The sequence below is a fragment of the Serratia proteamaculans genome (assembly GCF_008830365.1).
In the GTDB taxonomy this organism is placed as follows: domain Bacteria; phylum Pseudomonadota; class Gammaproteobacteria; order Enterobacterales; family Enterobacteriaceae; genus Serratia; species Serratia proteamaculans.
In genome coordinates this window covers 1,863,635-1,887,363 of the sequence record NZ_WBKI01000001.1, presented here as the reverse complement: position 1 = coordinate 1,887,363, position 23,729 = coordinate 1,863,635, and the positions used below count along the sequence as shown (strand labels likewise).

The following is a 23,729-nucleotide window of genomic DNA, read 5'->3' as shown; positions in this document are numbered from 1 at the left end:
CGCCCTCGGCGCAGGGGGTTTTTTATGCCTTGCAGTTGGCCGCGATCTGACGGATATCCTGCGGCGTAGTGCGGCAGCAGCCACCAATCAGTCGCGCACCGATGCCTTGCCACTCGCCAATTTGATCACTCAGGCTACCGTGTACGCCGCCGCAGGCATGCCAGGTTTTGCTCACCGCGTCGTAGTGTTCACCGGAGTTCGGATAGACCAGCAGCGGCTTGTCAGCCAGGGCGGCAAACTGTTGCAGTGCCGGGGCTACATTTTCCAGCGCAATACAGTTAATGCCGATGGCCAGCACCTGTGGATTTGCGTGTAACAACGCCACGACCTCAGTCAGCGGTGTCCCGTCGCTGAGGTGTTGGCTGTCGCGCAAGGTGAAAGCGAACCAGGCGCCCAGCGTCGGGAATTCTTGTAACAACGTCAGCAACGCCTGCAGTTCGCTGAAGGACGGCAGGGTTTCGCAAGCCAGTAAATCCACCCCAGCTTCGGCTAACGCCTGGATACGCGGGCGGTGGAAGGCGATCATCTCTTCCTGCGGCAGTGAGTAATCGCCGCGATATTCAGACCCATCGGCCAGATAAGCGCCATACGGCCCCACCGAGCCGGCAATCAACAAGGGGGCAGCTTGTGGATGCTGCGCCAGATAGTCGCTGCGAGCCTGCTGCGCCAGTTGCACGCTTTTGGCAATCAGCGCCAGTGACTGCGCTTGATCCAGACCCTGACGTAAAAAGCCTTGCGGCGTGGCCTGATAGCTGGCGGTGATGGCGCACTGTGCCCCCGCTTCGAAATAATCGAGATGCACCTGATAAATCAGTTCAGGGTTCTCAATCAGCACTTTTGCCGACCACAGCGAGTCGCTGAGGTTGCAGCCGCGCGCTTCCAGTTCGGTTGCCAGCGCGCCGTCTAAAATCAGCGTGCCGCTAGCGGCCAAGAGGGGGGCTACGGGGTTATTGACCGACATGATTCTCTCCCAGTGAGGTTTTTTGCCCGGCACGGCGGGTCAGATAATAGGCGATGTAGCACAGGGCGACAAACGGCAGGCCACAGTAAAGCGCGATACGCTGCTCGGGATCGAACGCCAACCCGATACAAGCCAACAGGCACAGGGCGAAACCGACAATCGGCGTTAGCGGATACCCCGGCGCACGGTATTTCAGGCCGGAGATCGGCTGGCCGCTGCGGACATAATGGCGGCGGAAAGCGAAGTGTGAGGCACAGATGCTCAGCCAGACCACCACCACCGCAAAGCCGGAAATCGCAGACAGCGCCACGAACACCGTGTCCGGAGCGATCACGCTGGTCAGCAGTGCCAGTACGCCGCCGAGCATGCTGAAGGTCAGCGCATTAATCGGAATGCCGCGTTTATTCACGCGGGAGAAATAGGCCGGCAGAGTACGCTGGTTGGCCAGCGACCACAGCATGCGGCCCGAAGCGTACAGGCCCGAGTTGGCCGCCGACAGAATGGCGGTCAGGATCACGAAATTAAAGATGTCGGCGGCATAGGGTACGCCGATGCGTTCAAACACCAGCACAAAGGGGCTTTTGACAATCCCGGCCTGATCCATCGGGATCAGCGCCGCTAAAATAAACACCGTGCCGATAAAAAACAGCATCAGGCGGATCACCGTGGTACGTATCGCCCAGGGCACCACCTTTTCCGGGTTCTCGGTTTCGCCGGCGGCGATGCCGATCAGTTCAGTACCGGAGAAAGCGAAGTTCACTGCCACCATGGTCATCAGGATCGGCAAAGTACCGTTCGGCAGCCAGCCGGAGGCGGTCAGGTTATGCAGGAAGGGCGCCGGGGTGCCGTCTTTCATCGGCAGCAGGCCGAACATCGCCGCACCGCCGAGAATGATAAACGCCAGAATAGTGATCACCTTGATCAGCGAGAACCAGAATTCGCTTTCAGCAAAGAAGCGGGTGGTGACCACGTTGAGCAGGAAAATGGCTGCGCAGAAGATCAGACACCACAGCCACACCGGCGATTGCGGGAACCAATACTGCATGCAGAAACCAGCGGCGGTCAGGCTGGAGCCCAATGCAACCGTCCAGGTCAGCCAGTACAACCAGGCAACGGTGTAACCGGTGGCCGGGCCAAGATAACGTGAAGCATAGACGTGGAAGGCACCGGTTTCCGGCATCGCCACCGACAGTTCACCCAGGCACAGCATCACCAGATAGACCACCAATGCGCCGATCAGATAGGCCAGCAGGGTGCCGAGAGCACCGGTAGTGGAAATGATATAGCCGGTGTTGAAGAACAGCCCGGTACCAATCACGCCGCCCAGCGACAGCATCACCAAATGTCGGGCCTTCATGGTGCGTTTGAACTGCCCTTCGGCGGGAACGGCTGAGTGCATAATATTCTATCCGTGTAGACGTCTAAACAGCTAAATGGCTATCGGTTATACCCGCAATACTTCACGAAATCAATGTGTGAGCGGAAACCATAAAGCAAAAACCGTTATCGGCGTCTCAGGACAGGTTGCTTTCTATATGCAAATGATAATTATTATCTATAATGTCGCCACTTTTATTACAAGGGCAGCATGATGAGATTTTTGATTTTATTGGCCGCGCTGGCACTGGGCGCTTGTAGTCAGGTACCGGTTTCCTCGCCGAAAAACAGCCTTGATAACCTGGGGAAAATTACCGACTTGCGCAGCGGCGAAAGTTTGTCACCCGAGCAACTGCTGACCCGATTGGCCGCTCAGCCACGGGTTATCGTCGGAGAAAAGCATGACAACCCATACCACCACCAGATTGAACTGTGGCTGGTGGAAAACTTACCGCAGCAGCGGCCGCAGGGCAGCGTACTGATGGAGATGATTAACCCGAGCCAACAGGCCAAAGTGAGTCAGGTGAAACAGTGGCTGCAGGGTAATCCGAGAGTGCGTGACAGCCGTGTGGCGGAGTTGATTGACTGGCAACCAGGCTGGAAATGGCCGCTGTACGGCGATTTGACGATGGCGGCGATGCGTGCACCGTACCCGCTGTGGTCGGCTAACCTGGATCGCGATGAGATCATGGCGTTTTATCAGCAGCCGTCTTTCCCGCAGGGCCAACTGTCAGTGCGTCCGGCGGTGCAGAAGGTGCTGGAAGAAACTATCCGGACTTCGCACGGTGGGAAAATTGAGCCTCAACAACTGCATGCCATGCTGGCGATCCAGCAGCAACGCGATCGACGTATGGCCGAACGTTTACTGGCCGCGCCGACGCCGGCGCTGCTGATTGCCGGCGGTTATCATGCTTCCAAATCGGTGGGGGTGCCGCTGCACGTGCAGGATCTGCAACCGACAGCCGTGCCAACCGTGTTGATGCTGGCTGAGCACGGTGTACAGGTCGATAAGCAGGTGGCGGATTACCTGTGGGTTACCCCAGCGGTTAACCCTGAGGGTAAATGATTAGGTTAAGACAGTGAAAAGAACTGTTAATACAAATTACAAATGATTATCATTAGCAAATGAGATCTAAAATCATTCGTAATTAAGTAATCTAATATCCCTATGCCGAGTCCGTCTTTATCTTATCCGCTTGCCTCCATACCACAGCCGCGCTGGGCGCGCGGATTTTTATGTGCGATAGCGGCACATGTGGCGCTGGTACTGCTGTTTTATTGGCCACCCCAGACGCTGCCGCCGATGCAGTTAGCGCCACCGGCGGTGATGATGAGTTGGGCGGCGCAGATTGAAGCACCGGAAAGCCCCAAGCCGCTGCCGTTGGGTGTGCAACAGGCAGAGTCTTCTGCGGCACAACCGGCCGAGCCGCAGGATCAACCCGATTTGCCCAAGTTGGCGCGGGCCGAAAAGACCAAAATCAGCGTGGCTGAGAAAAAGCGAACCGAACACCGGCCAGCGCAGAAAGCCCAGCCGAAGCCGGAAGAGCAGGTGAAAGAGATCAGGCACGCCGCTGCATCCAGCGCTGCCGCACCGAAAGCCTTGAACATAACCCGGCAGACGGCCGCACCGCTGAACAGTGATTCCGCAAGCAACGAACAGGTCAAGCTGTCATGGGAAAGCCGGGTAAAGGGAATGCTAAACCGCATCAAACGTTATCCGCCGGATGCGCAGCGCCGCCGCCGTACCGGCATGCCGCAGGTGTCTTTTTCTGTGGATGCTCAGGGACGGGTTTTCGATCTGACCTTGCAGGCTCCGTCGGGCACGGCCTCGCTGGATCGGGAAGCATTATCGGTGGTGATGCGGGCGCAGCCACTGCCACCACCGCCGGTCGAAATGCTGCGGCAGGGCAACGTTCAGGTGACGATGCCGATTGATTTTAATCTGGCGGCATTGAACACCAGCCAATAATTTATTCCGTGAGCAGTGGCCTTTGTTTACCTAAACCAGGGGCGGGGATTGCTTACGCCAAACCATCGTGAGGGATTATGAAACATCCATTTCTGTCGGTTCGTTGTCGTTGGCGTACGGCCGCCTATGCCGTGATTTCATTGAGTTTGTTGGGGCAGGTAGCCCGGGCGGAGCCGCTGGCACCCAGCGCTGAGATTATCCCGCATCCATTAACTGCCCAAGGGGAAACCCGGGTGGATGATTATTATTGGCTGCGCGACGACAATCGCCAAAATAAAAAGGTACTGAATTATCTGACGGCGGAAAACCGTTATACCGAGCAGATGATGCAGCCGTATAAAAAACTGCGCGATACGCTGTATCAGGAAATGCTGGGCCGTATGAGCCCGGAAGATCGCTCGGTACCCTATCAGCTTAACGGTTATCGCTATCAGGAAAGCTATGCGGCGGGCAAGGATTTTGCCCTGTATCAACGCCAGGCTCTGACGGCCGATGTGCCGTGGAAAACCTTGCTGGACGCCAATCAGCGTGCGACGGGGCAGGATTATTATCGCCTGGCCGGGTTGGAGATCAGCCAGGATAATCGGCAGATGGCGATCGCTGAAGATTTGCAGGGGCGCAGGCAGTACCGTATCTCATTGCAGGATATCGATAGCGGAAAATGGGCGCCGGAAGTGATTGAAAATACCTCCGGTGACATGGCGTGGGCCAACGATGGCAAGACGCTGTTCTATATCCGCAATCACCCGCAGACCCTGTTGCCGTATCAGGTTTATCGTCATCAATCCGGCACGCCGGTCACGGACGATAAACTGGTGTATCAGGAAAACGACGGCGGTTTTTATCTGAGCCTCGGCCGCTCTTCCTCACGTGACTACGTCATTATTAGCATCAGCGGCAATACCACCTCGGAGGCGCGACTGATCGACGCTAACCAGCCGCTGAACACACCGGTGTTGTTTGCCGCGCGCAAGAACGGCCACGAGTATTATTTAGACCACTATCGCGGTGAGTTCTATCTGCGCTCCAACCACCAAAGCCCGCATTTTGGCTTGTATCACACCGCGGCGGTCGACAAGCCGTGGCAAGCGCTGATAGCGCCGCAGGAAAAGAACGAGGTTGAGGGCTTCACCCTGTTCCGCGACTGGCTGGTGGTGAAGGAGCGTGGCGAGGGGCTGGTGCAACTGCGGCAAATCAGTTGGGACGGTAAAACCCAGCGCAGTATTCCGTTCGACGACGCCAGCTATATGGCCTGGCTGGGCTATAACCCGGATCCGGACAACCAGCAACTGCGCTATGGCTATTCGGCGATGACTACCCCGACCCGCACATACCAATGGGATCTCAACAAAGGCGAGCGCACCCTGCTGAAACAGCAGGAAGTGAAGGGGGTGGATCCCAGCCAGTACCACAGCGAGCGGGTGTGGATTAACGCGCGTGACGGTGTCAAGGTGCCGGTCTCGCTGGTCTACAACAAAGCCATGTTCAAACCGGGGCACAGCCCGCTGCTGGTGTACGGTTATGGTGCCTATGGCATGAGTATGGATCCGGCCTTTAGCGCCAACCGCATTGGTTTGCTGGATCGCGGTTTCGTTTATGCGCTAATCCACGTGCGCGGTGGCGGTGAGCTGGGGCAGAACTGGTACCAACAGGGCAAGTTGACTCATAAGCCAAACACCTTCAATGACTTTATCGACGCCACCCAGGCATTAATCCAACAGGGTTATGGTCAGCCGGGCCGTATTTACGCCATGGGGGGCAGTGCCGGCGGGCTGCTGATGGGGGCGGTGATTAATCAGGCACCGCAGTTGTATAACGCGGTGGTGGCGCAGGTGCCTTTTGTTGATGTGCTGACCACCATGCTGGACGACAGCATTCCGCTGACGGTCGGTGAATACGAAGAGTGGGGCAATCCGAATCAGCCGCAGGCTTATGCGTTGATGAGGTCCTATAGCCCGTATGACAACGTAGCTAAACAGGCCTATCCGAACCTGCTGGTCACCAGCGGCCTGTATGACTCGCAGGTGCAATATTGGGAACCGGCCAAATGGGTAGCCAAACTGCGTCGTTTTAAACAGGGCGATTCAGTATTGCTGCTGGCAACCGATATGACGGCCGGCCACGGCGGAAAATCGGGCCGCCTGACGCGGCTGGAAAATAACGCGCTGGAATACAGCTTTATTATGGCGATGGATCAGAAAACACAGAAATAACCACTATCACCGTCGGGTAATAAACCCGGCGGTTTATTAACACTATAAAAAAATAAATTTACCGTCGATTCCGGCGGGCTTTTTGCTGGGCATTGTCGGCCACCAAATCTTTTTGGCAATTTCTGGGGATATATGAAAATCAAATTAATAGTAAGCCTGATCGGCGCGGGAATAGCGCTGAGCGGGGCGGCGACGGCCGCGCAGAATGGGGCAGAAGAAGGAAAGGGCAAGGTCGTTTTCAGCCCGTTGAATGTCTCGGCGGCAGATAGCAGCAACAGCAGTGAAAAAGAAGCGTTGGAAAAACCCGGCGCTTTCAGTTCACGCGGGGAAAATAAGAATCTGGAGTCGGTGGACAGCATTCTGCGCAGTATGCCGGGCACCTATACCCAGATCGACCCCGGCCAGGGTTCGGTCAGCGTTAATATCCGTGGCATGAGTGGTTTTGGCCGCGTTAATACCATGGTTGATGGCATTACCCAGAACTATTATGGCAGTTCACCCAGTGACGCGGCGCATGGCGGTTTGCCAACCAGCCAGTTTGGTGCGCTGATCGATCCTAATTTTATCGTCGGCGTTGATGTGGCACGCGGTAATGCGACGGGATCCGCCGGTGTCAATGCGCTGGCAGGCAGCGCCAACTTCCGCACCATTGGCGTGGATGACGTAGTGTTTTCGGATAACCCTTTTGGCGTGCGCACCAAGTTTTCTGTAGGTAATAACGGTATTGGCCGCAGCGGTATGATCGCCGTGGGTGGGAAAACCGACGCATTCGACGAAGGCGGTAGCCTGGGAGCCATGGCGGCTATCAGCGGCAGTTCGATCACCTCTAATTATAAGAACGGTTCCGGCTTTGACAGTGAAGAGTTTAATGTCGATAAAACCTATCGCCAGAATCCTAAATCTCAGTTATTTAAAGTGGATATTAAACCTGACGCTTTTAATAGTATTGAACTGTCGGCCAGAACTTATCAAAACAAGATCACCCGTCGCCATATCGACAGTAATGACTTCTATATTAAATATCATTACGCCCCGTTTTCAGAGCTGATTGATTTTAATCTGACTGCCAGTACCAGCCGGGGTGAGCAGAAGTTTATGTCCGATAATATGGCGGGGTTTAGCGACAGTACCGCAAAAAATATCTCCGACGCGCTGGATGTGAACAACACCAGTCGCTTCAGCCTGCAGGAGGTCGACTTTGCCTTTAGCTATGGCGGCAAGCTGATCCGCAACGAATACAAGAAGCGCGCCTCCGGGCTGGTGACAGACGAGGGCCAGGCGGAAAGCTCGCCGGTGGGTATTGCAGGCAAACAAAATATAGCCAGCCTTTACAGTGGACTGCAGCTTAATTACGGCATCTGGCAGGGTAATTTTGACCTGAACTACAGCGCCTATGATATCTCCGGCTATAAACCGGCCTGTGATGAACGCGTAGCCTGCTTTCCGCAGGGGGCCAGTAATATTAATTTGAAAGAGCACGGCTTTAATCCGGCTGTGATGTTGTCAGCGCAGGTGACGCCATGGTTGCAGCCGTTCGTCAGCTACAACAAATCGATGCGTGGGCCGAATATTCAGGAAGTGTTCTTCGCCAACAGCGGCGGGCAGTCGATGAACCCGTTCCTGAAGGGCGAAACGGCAGAAACCTATCAGGCGGGTTTTAACGCCAATGCTCATGACCTGCTGTTTAAACAGGACAGCTTCCAGCTGAAGGCGGTGTATTTTGAGTCGAAAATCAAAAATTACATCTCCAGCCAGAGCTACATGGTGTGCAGTAATCGCCAAAAATGTAATCGTGTCCAGACTAGTCAGGAGGAATGGGATAACGCCGATGTGAATGTCGCCATGACCATGTACAGCAACGCTTACGAGCCAGTCAGGTCGCGTGGGGTGGAAGTGGAGGCGATGTACGACGCCGGTTTTGCCTACACCAAACTGTCCCTGAGCAAGGAGCACACCAGCCAGCCGACCAATCAGGCCAGCAATGTGTTCGGTGCCGGTGACATTAGCGAGCTGCCGGAATTGTACTTCACGCTGGATACTGGGGTACGTCTACTGGATGAGAAATTGACGCTGGGCGGGCTGGTGAAATATACCGGCAAGGCGGTGCGACTTTCTCCCGACGCCAACGTTGATGAGAATGAGCAGTTGCTGAAAGAACCGGCACCGCATATCCCGACCGTTATCGATCTGTACAGCACCTATCAGTTCAACCGCAATCTGCTGTTGAAATTCAGCGTGCAGAACCTGATGGACAAAGACTATTCCGATGCGTTGAACAAGATGAATGCGATGCCATCACAGTCACGGGATTCCTCACCGACCAATACCGCCCGCGGCCGAACCTATATCTTTGGAGGCGAGGTGCGTTTCTAAATGGGATGCGGGCGCAATTACTGCGCCCGTTTTGCCTGCTGCAGCCACTTGTCCAACTCGTTGGCGAACTGCTGACGGTCGCGCTGGTTCAGCGTATTCGGCCCGCCGGTCTGGATGCCGCTGGAGCGCAGGGTATCCATAAAGTCACGCATGTTCAGGCGCTCACGAATGGTGTCCGGGGTGTAACGTTCACCGCGCGGGTTCAGCGCCACTGCCCCTTTTTCTATCACTTCCGCTGCCAGCGGAATATCGGCGGTGATCACCAGATCGCCTTTCTCGCAGCGGCGTACGATTTCGTTATCCGCCACGTCAAAGCCGGCCGGCACCTGTAGGGTGTGGATGTGTTTTGACGGCGGCGTTCTCAGTGGCTGGTTCGCTACCAGCGTCACCGACATCGCAGTACGCTCTGCCGCCCGGAACAATACTTCCTTGATTACGTTCGGACAGGCGTCTGCATCAACCCAAATCTGCATCATTCTGGCTCCTTCAGCCAATCGCGCACCGGCAGGAAATCACGGTACAACGCCGCTTCCGGGCTGTCTTCTGCCGGTTGATAGTTGTATTCCCAGCGTACCAGCGGCGGCATCGACATCAGGATGGATTCGGTACGGCCACCGGTTTGCAGGCCAAACAGCGTGCCCCGATCCCAGACCAAATTGAATTCCACATAGCGGCCACGGCGATACAGTTGGAACTGGCGTTCGTGATCGCCCCAGCTCAGCGCCTTGCGTTTCTCTACAATTGGCAGATAGGCCTCGAGAAAGCCTTCGCCCACCGCTTGGGTAAACGCGAAGCAGGTGGCGAAGTCCGGAGTGTTCAGATCGTCAAAGAACAGGCCGCCGATGCCGCGTGCCTCGTTGCGGTGCTTGATAAAGAAATAGTCGTCGCACCACTTTTTGTATTTGGAATAGACCTGTTCACCGAAGGGCGCACACAGCTGCTCGGCGGTGCGGTGCCAGTGAACGGCGTCTTCTTCGAAGCCATAGAACGGCGTCAGGTCAAAACCGCCGCCAAACCACCACACCGGCTCTTCACCCGGTTTTTCCGCAATGAAAAAGCGCACGTTGGCGTGGCTGGTAGGAATGTAGGGGCTGCGCGGATGGATCACCAGCGATACGCCCATCGCCTGGAAGCTGCGTCCGGCCAGTTCGGGGCGATGCGCGGTAGCAGAAGCGGGCAGGGTGGCACCGGAAACGTGTGAAAAATTGACGCCCGCCTGTTCGAACACCGCACCGTCGGTCAACACCCGGCTGCGGCCACCGCCGCCTTCTTCACGCGTCCAGCGGTCTTCGTTGAAAACGGCGCTGCCGTCGGCCTGGGCCAATTGCGTGCAGATGCGGTCTTGCAGCGCCAGCAGGAAGGATTTTACTTCTGCGATGGTCGATAAACTCATACGGATTAATTCACAGCGTCTGACTGAACAAGGCGCAGAGTATACCTTTATTCACCGCGGCTGGCAGTATCAGCCGGGTTTTCGTTGGTGGGTATCGTAATAGCTGAAGAAGCTGATCACCCCGTCGGCGATGGCGCGGGCGATTTTTTCGCGAAATGCGGTGGTGCCGAGCAGGCGCTCTTCGGCCGGATTGGTAATGAATGAGGTTTCGACCAACACCGACGGGATCGACGGGGATTTCAGCACCGCGAACGCCGCCTGTTCCGTGCTGTTGCTGTGCAGGTGGTGCACCGGACGGATCTGGCCAAGCACGTGGCGGCCGAGCGTCAGGCTGTTGTTGATGGTGTCAGTCTGCACCAGATCGAACAGCACCTGCTGCAGATAGTTGTCCTGGTTTTTGTACTTGCCGCCGGCCACGTCATCGGCCGCATTTTCGCGCTTGGACAGGTAACGCGCCATGGCGCTGCTGGCGCCGCGGTTGGATAAGGCGAACACCGAAGCCCCCGAGGCTTCCGGGCTGGTAAAGCCGTCGGCATGAATCGAGATAAACAGATCGGCCTGGTGCTGGTGGGCAATCTCCACCCGCTGGAACAAGGGAATAAACTCGTCTTCTTCCCGCGTCAGGCGAACTTCGACATGTTCCTGTTCGTGCAGGATGCGGCGGACGTGGTTGGCGATCTCCAGCACCACGTGCTTCTCCTGCGAGCCTTCACTGCCGACTGCGCCGGAGTCTATACCGCCATGACCGGGATCGATCATCACCAGCCTTTTGCTGCCGGAGGGTTTAGGCGCTGGTTTGGCGGTCGGTTTGGGATGTTGGTTGCGCAGCATGCCGCCAGACTCGGCTTCGGCAGTTTGGCTTTTGCTGCCAAGTAACACTAATGCCAGACCGGAGAGCAGTAATTGACGTCGCGTGGGGGAAACAGAAAGCGGCTTAAAATTGAGGAATTGTTTAACCTGCTTTTTCATAGCGCTACGCTCCATCGACAAATTCTATTTTGCGATGTTATATCGTATTGATAATCATTAATCGACCTGATAACTATGTCCATTTATTACTCGTGTTACCGGTGATTTCTACATAATTGAGGGAGGAAATCGCAGTTTGATATTGCGTAAGTGAATAATCACGCGATAATCAGATAAACATCTTAATTAACAGCGGCGAACATCGATGGAAATTCGCGTATTTCGACAAGACGACTTTGAAGAAATCATTACCCTGTGGGAGCGCTGCGATCTGCTGCGTCCGTGGAATGATCCTGAGATGGATATTGAGCGCAAATTGAATCACGATCCGGATCTGTTTCTGGTCGCCGAAGTGGGCGGAGAAGTGGTGGGCTCAGTGATGGGCGGTTACGACGGCCATCGCGGCTCGGCGTATTATCTGGGGGTACACCCGGATTATCGCGGGCGGGGCATTGCCAATGCGTTGATTAGCCGCCTGGAGAAGAAGCTGATTGCGCGTGGTTGCCCGAAAATCCAACTGATGGTGCGGGAAGATAACGATACGGTGATCGAGATGTATGAAAAGCTCGGTTACGAAATTCAGAACGTCACCAGCCTGGGCAAACGACTGATCGAAGATCAGGAATATTGAGTGGTACTTTGGGCGGTGAAGTTTCACCGCCCTTTGCTACCGGTTACGGCAGTTTTTTGATGTTCTTCACATCCACTTCGACACTGCTCCAGTCTTTATCCACTTTCCCTTCCAACTGCACTTTATCTTTCGGGGTGATGGTCTGGCCGTTCCAGCGTTTTCTGTCGATCTCTACCGTCAGGGTTCCGCTGGCATCGCGGAAGGTATAGGTGTCGTCACCGACGCGCTGCTCAATGTTGCCCTGCAGCATCACCCAGGTGTCATCGCTCATCGACTTAACCTTGTCCACAGTGGTCAGCGCGGCGCTGGGGCCGGAGAAGCCGCCTTGCTGGGTGTTTTGCGTTTGCGTCTGTGGTGCTGCAGGATCGAGGAACCCACCTTGCTGTGCCAAAACCGGTGCGCTGCACAGGGCGATTAATGCGGCCAGGGTATATTTTTTCATTTGAAGCTTCCTTATCTCAATCGAGAATCAAAGCCCTGCCAATCAGGACTGCTGGTTTGATGGGGTTAAGTAAAGCATGAAAATCTTAAGGGGTTCTTAAGCGTGCGCATTGAAAACCATAAATTGGGCTCCCATTTGAAGGAGTAATTAAATGAAATTGGCAAGGAATCGACGTTGAAGCCACTCTCCCCCCGTTTTTCCCCCGACGATTACGATCATCATGGCGCGTTGCGTTTGCCGCTGTGGTTTTGGGGCGTGCTGGTTTTACAGGCCCGCACCTGGATCCTGTTCGTGATGGCCGGTGCCTCACGTCAGCAGGGAGAAGGGCTGCTACAGCTGTTTTATCCGGATACTCAAAGGTTCTGGTTCGGCATCATATTGGGGCTACCGGCGGCACTGGCATTTTTGTTAGCCCCACGCCGTCATCAGTGGCCACGCCTGTGGCGAGCCTGGCGTTGGGTACTCTGCCTCTCGCTACTGGCGGCGCTGGGCGGTTCGCTATTCAGCCTGTGGCAGCAGGCCGACAATCAGCCGCTGCTGGAGGCTATTCTGGTGCTGCTTGATGCGTTGGCACTGGCCTGTCTACTGCTGAGCGAACGCCTGAAAGCCTGCTTTACCGTACAGGACGAGGCGGGGTAATTGCCGCTGGCTGCGGCACTTTTCCTATTTTCCGCACTCCAAGCTCGCAACCGATGGCGAAGCGTGGGCAGTTATGAGAGGCTGACACGCAGCAAAACGCCGAGCGCGCTTGATATTAAGGAGTTAGAGATGAATATTCGCCCCCTGCTGTTAGGGCTTCCGCTGTTACTGACCGGCTGTTCGACGATGTCCAACTTCTCCTGGTCGAGCCTGTCACCGCTTAACTGGTTTGGCAGTAGCCTTGAGGTCAGCGCCAAGGGCGTTGGTGAACTCAATGCCGGTACCCCAATGTCGGAAAGCGCCATTAACGACGGGCTGAACGGCGATTACCGCCTGCGCGGGGGCATGGCCACCAGTCAGGGCCAGATTGTTTCTTACTATCAGGCGATGGACGGCAACGACGTGAAGCTGGTGATCACCGGTGAACCCAAGGGCCACGTGCAGCGTGTGGACGTGATGGACAGCAAAGTCGCTACCGAGTGGGGCAGCAAACTCGGCACGCCGTTCAGCGACCTGTACAGCAAAGCGTTTGGCGCCTGTAAACCGGCTGACGGTGATGATGCCGGCAAGGTAGAGTGCGTGGCGGAGCAGAGCAAGTACGTCACCTACATCTTCAGCGGTAAATGGGCCGGTCCGCAGGACATCATCCCACCGGATGACACGCTGAAAAGCTGGACGGTCAGCAAGATCATCTGGCATGCCAAACCTCAGTAAACCTTTCTTTTTGGGCGCCCAATCCGCGGCGCCTCAGCTCCCCTCATCATGACGGATATCCTTATTTTCTTTGCGTTCGGGCAAGGCAATTAGCCCTGCTTGCGGTATGATGCTGCGCATTCGTAACAGGCCACTGTTACCCGATTCTGCTATTGAGGATAACGACAATGACACAGGTTCAGAGCGGCATTTTGCTGGAGCACTGCCGTTTCGCCATTTTTATGGAAGCCACCGTGCAGGGCGAATTCGCCGATTTACGCCAGGGCTGCAAGCAGTTTTGCCAGACCTTGACCGAGCTGCAACAGCAGTTCCCCGATGCGCATTTGGGCGCGGTGATCGCCTTTGGCTACGACGTTTGGCATGACCTGTCCAGCGGCCAGGGTGCCAAAGAGCTGAAGCCATTCACTCCGCTCGGTAAGGGGCTGGCACCGGCCACCCAGCGCGACCTGCTGATCCATATTCAATCCCTGCGTCATGACGTTAACTTCACGCTGGCCCAGGCCGCGCTGGCTGCGTTTGGCAACGCCATCAAAATTGAAGAAGAAACTCACGGTTTCCGCTGGGTAGAAGAGCGTGATCTGAGCGGCTTTATCGACGGTACTGAAAATCCGCAGGGCGAGCAACGTCCGGAAGTGGCGGTGATTGCCGAAGGCGAAGAAGATGCCGGCGGCAGCTACGTACTGGTGCAGCGTTACGAACACAACCTGCGTCAGTGGCAGCGTTTCACCCCCGAGCAGCAAGAGCAGATTATCGGTCGCACCAAGCATGACAGCGAAGAGTTGCCGCCGGAGCAGCGTCCGGATACCTCGCATGTCAGCCGTGTCGATCTGAAAGAAGACGGCAAGGGCCTGAAGATCCTGCGCCAGAGCCTGCCTTACGGTACAGCCAGCGGCAAGCACGGGCTGTATTTCATCGCCTACTGCGCGCGCCTGCATAACATCGAAAAACAGCTGCTGAGCATGTTTGGCGATCTGGACGGCAAACGTGATGCGATGCTGCGTTTCAGCCGTGCGGTGACCGGCAGCTATTACTTTGCGCCATCACTGACGCGCCTGCTGTCGCTTTAATCCCTTCACCGGGGTTGGCCACGCCAGCTCCGGTTTTATATCTCCCTCCGCCATGCCGCTCCGTATCTGCCTTATAGCGTTTGATGCTTGAAAATCACTAAACGGTATATAAAAGCGTTACAGTTCCGCACCTAGTTATAAATACACTGGTCAACATCAGGGCGAAAGCCCGACAGATTGACTCAGTTATAAGGTGCACAATGAAACAAACGCGGGTTAAAAATATCGTACTGAAAGGATGGCTGGCGGCGGCGCTGTTAGCCAGCAGCACCGTATCGGCAACCGAATTGCTGAACAGCTCCTATGACGTTTCCCGTGAATTGTTTACCGCGCTGAACCCAGGCTTTGAACAGCAATGGAACCAGCAGCATCCGGGCGACAAGCTGACCATCAAGCAATCCCACGCTGGCTCTTCCAAGCAGGCGTTGGCGATCCTGCAAGGATTACGTGCCGATGTGGTGACCTACAACCAGGTGACCGACGTGCAGATCCTGCACGATCGCGGCCAACTGATCCCGGCCGACTGGCAGACCCGTTTACCGAACAACAGCTCGCCTTTCTATTCCACCATGGCTTTCCTGGTACGCAAGGACAATCCGAAAGACATTCATAGCTGGAATGATTTGGTGCGTGACGACGTGAAGCTGGTGTTCCCGAACCCGAAAACCTCCGGTAACGGCCGCTACACCTATCTGGCTGCCTGGGGGGCTGCCAGCCAGGCAGATAGCAACGATCAGACCAAAACTCGCGCCTTTATGACCCGCTTTTTGAAAAACGTCCTGGTGTTTGACACCGGCGGCCGCGGCGCAACCACCACCTTCGTGGAACGTGGTCTGGGCGACGTGCTGATCAGCTTTGAGTCGGAAGTGAACAATATTCGCAAGCAGTATGGCGAAGACAAATACGAAGTGATCGTGCCGCCGGTCGATATTCTGGCGGAGTTCCCGGTGGCCTGGGTAGATAAAAATGTGGCAAGAAATGGCACCGAACAGGCGGCCAAAGACTACCTGAATTATCTCTACAGCCCGGCAGCCCAGCAGGTGATCACCAGCTACTATTATCGCGTTTACGACAAGCAGGCGATGGCGGCGGCCAAGGGCCAGTTCCCGGAGACCAAGCTGTTCCGGGTGGAAGATCAGTTTGGCGGCTGGCCGCAGGTGATGAAAACGCATTTCTCCACCGGTGGTGAGTTGGATCAGCTGTTAGCCGCAGGGCGTAAGTAATGTTGACCTTGACCAGCAAGCGGGTTCTGCCTGGGTTCGGCCTCAGTCTGGGGAGCAGCCTGTTTTATACCTGCCTGATCCTGCTGTTGCCGCTCAGCGCGCTGGTGATGCAGTTGGCTCAGATGAGCCTAGCGCAGTATTGGGAAGTGATTTCCAACCCGCAGGTGGTGGCGGCTTATAAGGTCACGCTGTTGGCAGCGGGCGTCGCCAGCCTGTTTAACGCGGTGTTCGGCATGCTGATGGCCTGGATCCTCACCCGCTATCGTTTTCCCGGTCGCACGCTGCTGGACGGGCTGATCGATTTGCCGTTCGCGCTGCCGACTGCGGTGGCCGGCCTGACGCTGGCGGGACTGTTCTCCACCACCGGCTGGTATGGCCAATGGTTGGCGCATTTTGACATCAAGGTGACTTTTACCTGGCTGGGGATTGCGGTGGCGATGGCATTTACCAGCCTGCCGTTCGTGGTGCGCACCGTACAGCCGGTACTGGAAGAACTGGGGCCGGAATATGAAGAAGCGGCGGAAACCCTGGGCGCAACCCGCTGGCAGAGCTTCCGCCGTGTGGTGATGCCCGAGTTGGCACCGGCGCTGCTGGCCGGTACGGCCATCTCCTTTACCCGCAGCCTGGGCGAGTTTGGCGCGGTGATTTTTATTGCCGGCAACATCGCCTGGAAGACGGAAGTGACGTCGTTGATGATTTTTGTCCGTTTGCAGGAATTTGATTATCCGGCGGCCAGTGCGATTGCCTCGGTGATCCTGGCGGCCTCGCTGCTGTTGTTGTTCAGCATTAACGTTCTGCAGAGCCGCTTTGGCCGACGCATTGGGGGGCACTGATGGCGGATATCTCTGAGTTCAACGGTGTCGAACGCCCACGCGTGAACTGGGGCAAGTGGACGCTGATCGGTATCGGCGTGCTGTTTTCGGTACTGCTGCTGGTGGTGCCGATTATTTCGATTTTTGCCGAGGCCTTTTCCAAGGGTGTTGGCGCGATGTGGGGCAACCTGATCGATCGCGACATGTTGCACGCCATCTGGCTGACGGTACTGATCGCTTTGATTACCGTGCCGTTCAACCTGGTTTTCGGCACCTTGCTGGCCTGGTTGGTGACGCGTTTCACCTTCCCCGGTCGCCAGTTGCTGCTGACGCTGATCGACATCCCGTTCGCCGTTTCACCGGTGGTTGCGGGGCTGATTTACCTGTTGTTTTACGGCAGTAATGGCCTGCTGGGGGGGTGGCTGGATGCGCATAATATTCAGGTTATGTTCTCCTGGCCGGGCATGGTACTGGTGACCATTTTCGTGACCTGTCCGTTCGTGGTGCGTGAGCTGGTGCCGATGATGCTCAGCCAGGGCAGCCAGGAAGATGAGGCCGCCATTTTACTCGGCGCTTCCGGTTGGCAGATGTTCCGCCGGGTGACGCTGCCAAACATTCGCTGGGCGCTGTTGTACGGCGTGGTACTGACCAACGCGCGCGCCATCGGTGAATTCGGTGCGGTCTCGGTAGTGTCCGGTTCTATTCGCGGTGAGACCTTCAGCCTGCCGCTGCAGGTTGAGTTATTGCAGCAGGACTACAACACGGTCGGTTCCTTTACCGCCGCCGGTTTGCTGACCCTGATGGCGATAGTGACCCTATTTTTGAAGAGTGGCCTGCAATGGCGTCTGGAACGTCAGAATGCACGTCTCGAGCGGGAGGAAAATCATGAGCATTGAGATTAACGGTATCAACAAGTTTTTCGGTCGTACCAAGGTATTGAACGATATCTCGCTCGATATTGCCTCCGGTGAGATGGTGGCGCTGCTGGGGCCTTCCGGCTCCGGTAAAACCACGTTGCTGCGCATTATCGCCGGGCTGGAAAGCCAGAGCGGCGGCAAGCTGGGCTTCCACGGTACCGACGTCAGCCATGTGCATGCCCGCGATCGTCGGGTGGGCTTCGTGTTCCAGCATTACGCGCTGTTCCGCCATATGACGGTGTTCGACAACATCGCCTTCGGTCTGAGCGTGCTGCCGCGCCGTGAGCGCCCGAATGCTGCGGCGATCAAACAAAAAGTGTCCCAGTTATTGGAAATGGTGCAGTTGAGCCACCTGGCTAACCGCTACCCGTCACAGCTTTCCGGTGGCCAGAAGCAGCGCGTTGCCCTGGCACGTGCGCTGGCGGTCGAACCGCAAATCCTGCTGCTGGACGAACCCTTCGGCGCGCTGGATGCACAGGTACGTAAAGAGCTGCGCCGCTGGCTGCGTCAACTGCATGAAGAGCTGAAATTCACCAGCGTATTCGTCACCCACGATCAGGAAGAGGCGATGGAAGTGGCCGACCGTATCGTGGTGATGAGCCAGGGAAATATTGAACAGGTCGGTTCGCCGGAAGAGATTGTGCGTGAGCCTGCCAGCCGCTTCGTGCTGGAATTTATGGGCGAAGTGAACCGCCTGAGCGGCGAGATCCGCGGCTCGCAGCTGTTCGTCGGTGCGCACCAGTGGCCGCTGTCGTTCCAGCCGATGCATCAGGGCAGCGTGGATTTGTTCCTGCGCCCCTGGGAAATGGAAGTGGGCACCGAAAGCAGCGACCGCTGCCCGTTGCCGGTACAGGTGCTGGAAGTCAGCCCACGCGGTCATTTCTGGCAGATGACCGTACAGCCAATCGGCTGGCATCAGGAACCGATCAGCGTAGTGCTGCCGGATGGCAACGAACCCCCGGTACGCGGTGGCCGTTACTACGTTGGCAGCCTGAATGCGCGCCTGTATGCCGGTGATCAACTGCTACAACCTGTTGCGTTAGCTAAAAGCGCCTGATAGTTTTTACCCCCCGGCTTCATTTTAAAGGCAACCCCGGGGTTGCCTTTTTACATTACGTACTTCAACACAGGCCAAGATCGTGACAACGCTTGAACAATGCATCGGTAATACCCCTCTGGTAAAATTACAACGTCTGGCCGCAGGGCTGGGCAGCGAGGTTTGGCTCAAACTGGAAGGCAATAATCCGGCGGGTTCGGTGAAGGATCGCGCCGCGCTGGCGATGATCCAGCAGGCAGAGTTACGCGGTGAGATAAAGCCCGGCGATCGGTTGATCGAAGCCACCAGTGGTAACACCGGTATTGCGCTGGCGATGATCGCGGCGCTGAAAGGTTATTCGATGACCCTGCTGATGCCGGAAAACATGAGCCTGGAACGCCAGGCGGCGATGCGCGCTTATGGCGCAGAGCTGATCCTGGTCAGCCGGGAAGTGGGGATGGAAGGCGCGCGCGATCTGGCGCTGGAAATGCAGAATCAGGGACAGGGCAAGGTGCTGGATCAGTTCAATAATCTGGACAACCCTTACGCCCACTTCACCACCACCGGCCCGGAAATCTGGCAGCAGAGCCATCAACGGGTGACCCATTTTGTTTCCAGCATGGGTACCACCGGCACCATTACCGGCGTGGGTGGCTACCTGAAGAGCCAAAGTCCTCAGGTGCAGATTATCGGCCTGCAACCAGCGGAAGGCAGTAATATTCCCGGCATTCGCCGCTGGGCCCCGGCCTACCTGCCGGGCATCTTCCGTCCGGAACTGGTGGATCAGGTGCTGGACATCGAGCAAACCGACGCCGAACAGACTATGCGCCAGTTGGCACAGCGCGAAGGCATTTTCTGCGGCGTCAGCTCCGGCGGTGCGGTAGCCGGTGCGCTAAAGATTGCGGCAGCCAATCCGGGCAGCGTGATAGTGGCGATCATCTGCGATCGCGGCGATCGCTATCTCTCCACCGGTGTTTTTGCCTGATTGTTATTCCCTTTCCAACGCATGTATCGGATCCATCCCGGCGGCGCGTTTCGCCGGGAAGAAGCCAAAAATCACCCCAATCAACGTCGAACAGATAAAAGCGGCGGCGATTGATCCGGTGGAATAAACCATCTTGAAGTTGTCGCTGAATTGGCTGAACACCAGGCCGATCGCCAGTGACAACAAGACCCCCAGCGCGCCGCCCAGCAGGCACACCAGCACTGCCTCAATCAAGAACTGTTGCATGATGTCGCTGGCACGGGCACCCACCGCCATGCGGACGCCAATTTCACGCGTGCGCTCGGTGACCGACACCAGCATGATATTCATCACCCCAATACCGCCGACCACCAGTGAAATCAGCGCGATCATCGACACCAGCAAGGTCAGGGTGGCGGTGGTCTGTTCAATGGTCTGGCGGATGCTGTCGGTGTTCATCACGAAGAAGTCTTTGCCGCCGTGGCGTTGGCTCAGCAGGCGAGTGACACCGTCTTCGGCGCTGGTGAGATCGATATCGTCGTTAACCCGCACGGTAATGCTTTTCAGGTAGCTCTGGCCCAGCATGCGTTTCATGGCGGTGGTGTAGGGGATCCAGACGTTGAGGTTTTCATCGCTCCCGAAGCCGCTCTGTTTTTTGGCGGCGACGCCGATAATGCGACACGGCAACGAACCGAGCAGGATCACTTCACCCAGCGGATTGACGCCGTGGGGAAACAGTTTGTCGCGGGTATTTTCGTCGATCACCGCTTCCTGCATCAGATGATCGACGCTCTGGCGGTTAAACGCCATGCCGCTGTCAATGTGGTAGCCGCGCACCAGAAAATACTGTTCGCCAACGCCGTTGACCGTGCCACTGACCGACTGATTGCCATAGCGAAAAGTGGTGCTGCTGGAAACGGTCGGCGTCACGCTGTGCACATAGTTCTGCTGCGCCAGCGCGTCGGCATCGGTGGCGCGCAGCGTTTGCACTGCGGCAGAACGCATATCGCCGAAATCCTTGCCCGGATAGACCTCCAGTGTGCTGGTCCCCATGGCATTAATGTTCGCCAGCACCTGCTGCTGGGAGCCTTTGCCCAGCGCCACCACCGATACCACCGAGGCGATGCCGATAATAATGCCAAGCATGGTCAGCAGGGTGCGCAGACGTTGGGAAGCCATCGCCAGCAGCGCCATTTTGAATGCCTCACGCAGGCGGTCGCGTTGTGATTGCCAACGACTGCTGGTGCTAGCCGGCATCTTTGGCAGGCGTGCGACGGTCTGGGCGCTTTTCTGCCGGTCGGCGATGATTTCGCCGTCGCTAAGCTCGATGATGCGCTGGGCATGCTCGGCGATTTGCATGTCGTGGGTGACGATCACCACCGTGTGGCCGCGGGCGTGCAGGTCTTTCAGGATGCCGATCACCTCCTGACCACTGTGGCTGTCCAGCGCGCCGGTCGGTTCGTCCGCCAGGATCACTTCGCCACCGTTCATCAATGCACGGGCGATGCTGACTCGTTGCTGTTGGCCGCCGGAGAGCTGGCTGGGACGGTAGTCCAGCCGTTGTGCCAAACCAAGCCGCTGCAACAAATCGGCGGCGCGCTGTCGGCGTGCACTACGCGCATGGCCCGCATAAACTGCCGGGACTTCCACGTTGCCCTGTGCGCTAAGATCGCCCAGCAGATGGTAGCGCTGGAAGATAAAACCAAAGTGTTCGCGGCGCAGTTCAGCCAGGCTATCGCGATCCAGTAGCCCGGTACTGCGACCCGCCACCTGATAATCGCCCTCACTGGGATGGTCAAGGCAGCCGAGGATGTTCATCAGCGTCGATTTACCGGAGCCGGAAGCTCCCACTATCGCCACCATTTCGCCCTGGCCAATGGTGAGGTTGATATTGTTCAGCACCGTCACGGTTTGTTCACCGGCCTGAAAATGGCGGCTGATGCCATGCAGTTGCAGCAGAGGCTGTTGGTTCATGATTACATCCCCATCGGCGGCGGGCCCATACGCCGGGTGCTGCTTTTAGTCGAGGTATTGACCTGGCTGACAATTACTTGCTCGCCGGCCAACACGCCGCTGATAATCTGCGCATCAACGTTGTTATTGATGCCGACCTTGACCGGGCGGCGGGCGATATTACCTTGTTTATCCACCACCTGTACCCAGTTACCCTGCAATGCGGTGGCGGGGATCACCACCGCGTCTGCTGCCTTGGCCAGCACGATATACACCTGCGCGGTCATGGAGATGCGTAGCGCGCCGTCCGGGTTAGCTACGTCAAACAGGCCGTTGTAGTAAATCGCGGTACTGGTGCTGGAAGTGCTGCTGGAGCTACTGGTACTGGACGAGGTGGTGTCGTCATTGATGGAATCCGGTGCCGGCTCTATCGCCCGCAGGGTGGTGCGGTAGCGCTTGCCCGGCTCGCCGAGGATGGTGAAATAGACCGGCATGCCGGTTTTCACCTTCACCACGTCGGCTTCGGAGATTTGCGCTTTGATGGTCATGGTCGCCAGTTGAGCGACTTTGACGATGGTCGGTGCGCTCTGTACCGCGTTCACCGTCTGACCTTCCTCCACCGGCAGGGCGACGATAGTACCGTCGATCGGCGAGGTGATTTTGGTGTAACCGAGGTTGACCTGGGCGGTATTGACTGCGATCTGCGCCTGAACCGTCTGCGCGTCCAGCGCATTGATGTCAGCGCGGGTCGCAATCAGCGTAGCCTGGGCGTTGTCTAAATCTGCCCGCACACCAACGCCGCGCGCCACTATGGCCTGCTGACGCTGATAAGCGAGCTGATTGTTATGCAGTGCCGCCATCTTGGAAGCGCGTTGGGCCTGAATGTTTTTCAATGCCGCTTCTGCGTCCCTCAGGGCGTTCTGCTGCGTTAAGTCGTCAATCTCAGCCACCCATTGCCCCTTATGCACTTTATCGCCCAGCGTCACGTACAGAGCCTTTATCTGGCCGGAGACCTGGGCACCGACGCTGACCTGCTTTTGCGCCTCGATGGTGCCATCGGCCAACACCGTTTGTTCCAGCTCGCGCGTTTGCGCCACCGCAGTGATATAACGGGGAGTTTCTTCGCCGCCTTGCGACCTGAAGTAGAGAAATAAGGCGATAGCAGCCACAATAACGGTGGGCAGCAGATAGCGTTTTGAGCGTTGAAACGATGGCATGACGATGGGATTCCCTGGCATAAAAGCGCGGCAAAAATCTGTTGGCACTAATTTAACGCGCCGTCGCTCAGGCTGCGGTTAAGTGGCGTTCAGGAATATGTAAGGATTGAGTAAAACCGGCTGCGAAGCAGACAAATAGGCGTGAAAATGGCGAAAATCCGCGAAGGAGCAAGGCATGAAAATTTTATTGGTCGATGATGACCTCGAACTCGGCACCATGCTGAGTGAGTACCTGACCGGCGAAGGCTTTAACGCCACGCTGGTGCTAACCGGCAAGGCGGGGGTAGAAGGCGCGCTGTCAGGCGATTACACCGCGATGATCCTCGACATTATGCTGCCGGACATGAGCGGCATCGACGTACTGCGTGACGTGCGTAAAAAGAGCCGCATGCCAATCATTATGCTGACGGCAAAAGGCGACAATATCGATCGGGTTATCGGGTTGGAAATGGGCGCCGATGACTATATGCCCAAGCCATGCTATCCCCGTGAGCTGGTGGCGCGCCTGCGTGCGGTACTGCGCCGTTTTGACGAGCGTCCGGATGAAGTGGACGACGAGATTGCGATTAATTTTGGTGAGCTGACCCTTAACCCTTCGACCCGCAGCAGTGAATGGCGCGGCAAGGCGTTCGATTTGACCGCTTCCGAGTTCAACCTGCTGGAGCTGTTGCTGCGTGCGCCCGAGCGTGTGGTATCAAAAGATGAGCTGTCAGAAAAAGGGTTAGGCCGCCCGCGCGAAGCTTATGATCGCAGCGTTGATGTGCATATCAGCAACATTCGCCAGAAGTTGGGGGCGTTGACGGATAACGCGCTCAGTATTGAAACGGTGCGCAGCATCGGCTATCGCATCCGATAATGC

At 56.7% G+C, this 23,729-nt stretch carries 22 protein-coding genes; 14 read left to right on the top strand and 8 right to left on the bottom strand.

Annotated features, from left to right (window positions below):
• Positions 1 to 22: 22 nt before the first annotated feature.
• Together mmuM and mmuP are read right to left on the bottom strand one after the other, a co-directional pair.
• On the bottom strand, positions 23 to 961 hold the full coding sequence (mmuM, locus tag F8R23_RS08890; RefSeq protein WP_151415494.1) for a homocysteine S-methyltransferase: 939 nt from the start codon (positions 959 to 961) through the stop codon (positions 23 to 25).
• Positions 948 to 2,360 (bottom strand): S-methylmethionine permease, encoded by a 1,413-nt coding sequence (gene mmuP, locus F8R23_RS08885; protein WP_112348725.1) that lies wholly within the window; start codon positions 2,358 to 2,360, stop codon positions 948 to 950. The genes mmuM and mmuP overlap by 14 nt, the downstream gene beginning before the upstream one ends.
• Positions 2,361 to 2,552: 192 nt before the next feature.
• Between mmuP and F8R23_RS08880 the strand changes: the two genes are divergently transcribed.
• From F8R23_RS08880 to F8R23_RS08865, 4 genes are all read left to right on the top strand, one after another.
• A complete protein-coding gene (locus tag F8R23_RS08880; RefSeq protein WP_151415503.1) occupies positions 2,553 to 3,404 on the top strand; it encodes a ChaN family lipoprotein in 852 nt (283 codons plus the stop codon).
• Positions 3,405 to 3,593: 189 nt separating this feature from the next.
• Entirely contained in the window at positions 3,594 to 4,307 is a 714-nt protein-coding gene (locus tag F8R23_RS08875) for a TonB family protein (RefSeq protein ID WP_244953380.1), read from the top strand.
• Positions 4,308 to 4,384: 77 nt separating this feature from the next.
• The gene (locus F8R23_RS08870) at positions 4,385 to 6,520 is read left to right on the top strand and encodes a S9 family peptidase (RefSeq protein ID WP_151415492.1); all 2,136 of its coding nucleotides are present in this window, start codon (positions 4,385 to 4,387) and stop codon (positions 6,518 to 6,520) included.
• A gap of 132 nt (positions 6,521 to 6,652) precedes the next feature.
• Positions 6,653 to 8,893 carry a TonB-dependent receptor domain-containing protein gene (locus F8R23_RS08865; protein WP_151415491.1) on the top strand — a complete coding sequence of 747 codons (2,241 nt, stop codon included), beginning with the start codon at positions 6,653 to 6,655 and terminating at the stop codon, positions 8,891 to 8,893.
• A 17-nt stretch (positions 8,894 to 8,910) separates the two neighbouring features.
• On the opposite strand, the gene F8R23_RS08860 is transcribed toward F8R23_RS08865, so the two are convergent.
• The 3 genes from F8R23_RS08860 to amiA all read right to left on the bottom strand — a co-directional run bounded on the left by F8R23_RS08860 (position 8,911) and on the right by amiA (position 11,255).
• The gene (locus F8R23_RS08860; RefSeq protein ID WP_099063701.1) at positions 8,911 to 9,366 is read right to left on the bottom strand and encodes a YaiI/YqxD family protein; all 456 of its coding nucleotides are present in this window, start codon (positions 9,364 to 9,366) and stop codon (positions 8,911 to 8,913) included.
• The gene (gene hemF, locus F8R23_RS08855; protein WP_129936647.1) at positions 9,366 to 10,286 is read right to left on the bottom strand and encodes an oxygen-dependent coproporphyrinogen oxidase; all 921 of its coding nucleotides are present in this window, start codon (positions 10,284 to 10,286) and stop codon (positions 9,366 to 9,368) included. Before hemF ends, F8R23_RS08860 begins: the two co-directional genes overlap by 1 nt.
• Positions 10,287 to 10,355: 69 nt before the next feature.
• The gene (gene amiA, locus F8R23_RS08850; protein WP_112348731.1) at positions 10,356 to 11,255 is read right to left on the bottom strand and encodes an N-acetylmuramoyl-L-alanine amidase AmiA; all 900 of its coding nucleotides are present in this window, start codon (positions 11,253 to 11,255) and stop codon (positions 10,356 to 10,358) included.
• A 205-nt stretch (positions 11,256 to 11,460) separates the two neighbouring features.
• Between amiA and F8R23_RS08845 the strand changes: the two genes are divergently transcribed.
• Positions 11,461 to 11,886, top strand: coding sequence for a GNAT family acetyltransferase (locus F8R23_RS08845; protein ID WP_129936646.1), 426 nt, complete (start codon positions 11,461 to 11,463; stop codon positions 11,884 to 11,886).
• A 43-nt stretch (positions 11,887 to 11,929) separates the two neighbouring features.
• On the opposite strand, the gene F8R23_RS08840 is transcribed toward F8R23_RS08845, so the two are convergent.
• Positions 11,930 to 12,328: a YgiW/YdeI family stress tolerance OB fold protein gene (locus F8R23_RS08840; protein ID WP_012146173.1), complete on the bottom strand. Its 399-nt coding sequence runs from the start codon at positions 12,326 to 12,328 to the stop codon at positions 11,930 to 11,932.
• Between the two features lie 174 nt (positions 12,329 to 12,502).
• On the opposite strand from F8R23_RS08840, the gene F8R23_RS08835 reads away from it, so the two are divergent.
• The 8 genes from F8R23_RS08835 (at position 12,503) to cysM (ending at position 19,721) form a co-directional block, all read left to right on the top strand.
• The gene (locus F8R23_RS08835; protein WP_129936645.1) at positions 12,503 to 12,967 is read left to right on the top strand and encodes a DUF2919 domain-containing protein; all 465 of its coding nucleotides are present in this window, start codon (positions 12,503 to 12,505) and stop codon (positions 12,965 to 12,967) included.
• A 129-nt stretch (positions 12,968 to 13,096) separates the two neighbouring features.
• Complete coding sequence (locus tag F8R23_RS08830) at positions 13,097 to 13,681, top strand: RpoE-regulated lipoprotein (RefSeq protein WP_112348733.1); 585 nt, start codon at positions 13,097 to 13,099, stop codon at positions 13,679 to 13,681.
• 167 nt (positions 13,682 to 13,848) lie between these two features.
• Entirely contained in the window at positions 13,849 to 14,748 is a 900-nt protein-coding gene (locus tag F8R23_RS08825) for a Dyp-type peroxidase (protein ID WP_099063634.1), read from the top strand.
• A gap of 200 nt (positions 14,749 to 14,948) precedes the next feature.
• A complete protein-coding gene (locus F8R23_RS08820) occupies positions 14,949 to 15,971 on the top strand; it encodes a sulfate ABC transporter substrate-binding protein (protein ID WP_129936643.1) in 1,023 nt (340 codons plus the stop codon).
• The gene (cysT, locus tag F8R23_RS08815; RefSeq protein WP_085118028.1) at positions 15,971 to 16,804 is read left to right on the top strand and encodes a sulfate/thiosulfate ABC transporter permease CysT; all 834 of its coding nucleotides are present in this window, start codon (positions 15,971 to 15,973) and stop codon (positions 16,802 to 16,804) included. The genes F8R23_RS08820 and cysT overlap by 1 nt, the downstream gene beginning before the upstream one ends.
• Positions 16,804 to 17,679, top strand: coding sequence for a sulfate/thiosulfate ABC transporter permease CysW (gene cysW, locus F8R23_RS08810; protein ID WP_085118026.1), 876 nt, complete (start codon positions 16,804 to 16,806; stop codon positions 17,677 to 17,679). Before cysT ends, cysW begins: the two co-directional genes overlap by 1 nt.
• Positions 17,669 to 18,757, top strand: coding sequence for a sulfate/thiosulfate ABC transporter ATP-binding protein CysA (gene cysA / locus F8R23_RS08805; RefSeq protein ID WP_112348736.1), 1,089 nt, complete (start codon positions 17,669 to 17,671; stop codon positions 18,755 to 18,757). Before cysW ends, cysA begins: the two co-directional genes overlap by 11 nt.
• Before the next feature lie 82 nt (positions 18,758 to 18,839).
• Positions 18,840 to 19,721, top strand: a complete 882-nt coding sequence (gene cysM, locus F8R23_RS08800; protein WP_129936641.1) for a cysteine synthase CysM — start codon at positions 18,840 to 18,842, stop codon at positions 19,719 to 19,721.
• 3 nt (positions 19,722 to 19,724) lie between these two features.
• On the opposite strand, the gene F8R23_RS08795 is transcribed toward cysM, so the two are convergent.
• Together F8R23_RS08795 and F8R23_RS08790 are read right to left on the bottom strand one after the other, a co-directional pair.
• Positions 19,725 to 21,674: a MacB family efflux pump subunit gene (locus F8R23_RS08795; protein ID WP_170287979.1), complete on the bottom strand. Its 1,950-nt coding sequence runs from the start codon at positions 21,672 to 21,674 to the stop codon at positions 19,725 to 19,727.
• Between the two features lie 2 nt (positions 21,675 to 21,676).
• Complete coding sequence (locus tag F8R23_RS08790; protein WP_129936640.1) at positions 21,677 to 22,870, bottom strand: efflux RND transporter periplasmic adaptor subunit; 1,194 nt, start codon at positions 22,868 to 22,870, stop codon at positions 21,677 to 21,679.
• Positions 22,871 to 23,045: 175 nt separating this feature from the next.
• On the opposite strand from F8R23_RS08790, the gene F8R23_RS08785 reads away from it, so the two are divergent.
• Positions 23,046 to 23,726: a response regulator transcription factor gene (locus F8R23_RS08785; RefSeq protein WP_012146164.1), complete on the top strand. Its 681-nt coding sequence runs from the start codon at positions 23,046 to 23,048 to the stop codon at positions 23,724 to 23,726.
• Positions 23,727 to 23,729 lie beyond the last annotated feature (3 nt).

What these genes read in the sequence shown, in the direction of transcription:
- F8R23_RS08845 (WP_129936646.1), top strand. Translation starts at nt 11,461, where the DNA reads ATGGAAATTCGCGTATTTCGACAAGACGACTTTGAAGAAATCATTACC.
- F8R23_RS08795 (WP_170287979.1), bottom strand. Translation starts at nt 21,674, where the DNA reads ATGAACCAACAGCCTCTGCTGCAACTGCATGGCATCAGCCGCCATTTT.
- F8R23_RS08880 (WP_151415503.1), top strand. Translation starts at nt 2,553, where the DNA reads ATGAGATTTTTGATTTTATTGGCCGCGCTGGCACTGGGCGCTTGTAGT.
- F8R23_RS08825 (WP_099063634.1), top strand. Translation starts at nt 13,849, where the DNA reads ATGACACAGGTTCAGAGCGGCATTTTGCTGGAGCACTGCCGTTTCGCC.
- cysT (WP_085118028.1), top strand. Translation starts at nt 15,971, where the DNA reads ATGTTGACCTTGACCAGCAAGCGGGTTCTGCCTGGGTTCGGCCTCAGT.
- amiA (WP_112348731.1), bottom strand. Translation starts at nt 11,255, where the DNA reads ATGAAAAAGCAGGTTAAACAATTCCTCAATTTTAAGCCGCTTTCTGTT.
- F8R23_RS08830 (WP_112348733.1), top strand. Translation starts at nt 13,097, where the DNA reads ATGAATATTCGCCCCCTGCTGTTAGGGCTTCCGCTGTTACTGACCGGC.
- F8R23_RS08840 (WP_012146173.1), bottom strand. Translation starts at nt 12,328, where the DNA reads ATGAAAAAATATACCCTGGCCGCATTAATCGCCCTGTGCAGCGCACCG.
- cysW (WP_085118026.1), top strand. Translation starts at nt 16,804, where the DNA reads ATGGCGGATATCTCTGAGTTCAACGGTGTCGAACGCCCACGCGTGAAC.
- cysA (WP_112348736.1), top strand. Translation starts at nt 17,669, where the DNA reads ATGAGCATTGAGATTAACGGTATCAACAAGTTTTTCGGTCGTACCAAG.
- F8R23_RS08865 (WP_151415491.1), top strand. Translation starts at nt 6,653, where the DNA reads ATGAAAATCAAATTAATAGTAAGCCTGATCGGCGCGGGAATAGCGCTG.
- F8R23_RS08785 (WP_012146164.1), top strand. Translation starts at nt 23,046, where the DNA reads ATGAAAATTTTATTGGTCGATGATGACCTCGAACTCGGCACCATGCTG.
- mmuM (WP_151415494.1), bottom strand. Translation starts at nt 961, where the DNA reads ATGTCGGTCAATAACCCCGTAGCCCCCCTCTTGGCCGCTAGCGGCACG.
- F8R23_RS08790 (WP_129936640.1), bottom strand. Translation starts at nt 22,870, where the DNA reads ATGCCATCGTTTCAACGCTCAAAACGCTATCTGCTGCCCACCGTTATT.
- hemF (WP_129936647.1), bottom strand. Translation starts at nt 10,286, where the DNA reads ATGAGTTTATCGACCATCGCAGAAGTAAAATCCTTCCTGCTGGCGCTG.
- F8R23_RS08820 (WP_129936643.1), top strand. Translation starts at nt 14,949, where the DNA reads ATGAAACAAACGCGGGTTAAAAATATCGTACTGAAAGGATGGCTGGCG.
- F8R23_RS08860 (WP_099063701.1), bottom strand. Translation starts at nt 9,366, where the DNA reads ATGCAGATTTGGGTTGATGCAGACGCCTGTCCGAACGTAATCAAGGAA.
- mmuP (WP_112348725.1), bottom strand. Translation starts at nt 2,360, where the DNA reads ATGCACTCAGCCGTTCCCGCCGAAGGGCAGTTCAAACGCACCATGAAG.
- F8R23_RS08870 (WP_151415492.1), top strand. Translation starts at nt 4,385, where the DNA reads ATGAAACATCCATTTCTGTCGGTTCGTTGTCGTTGGCGTACGGCCGCC.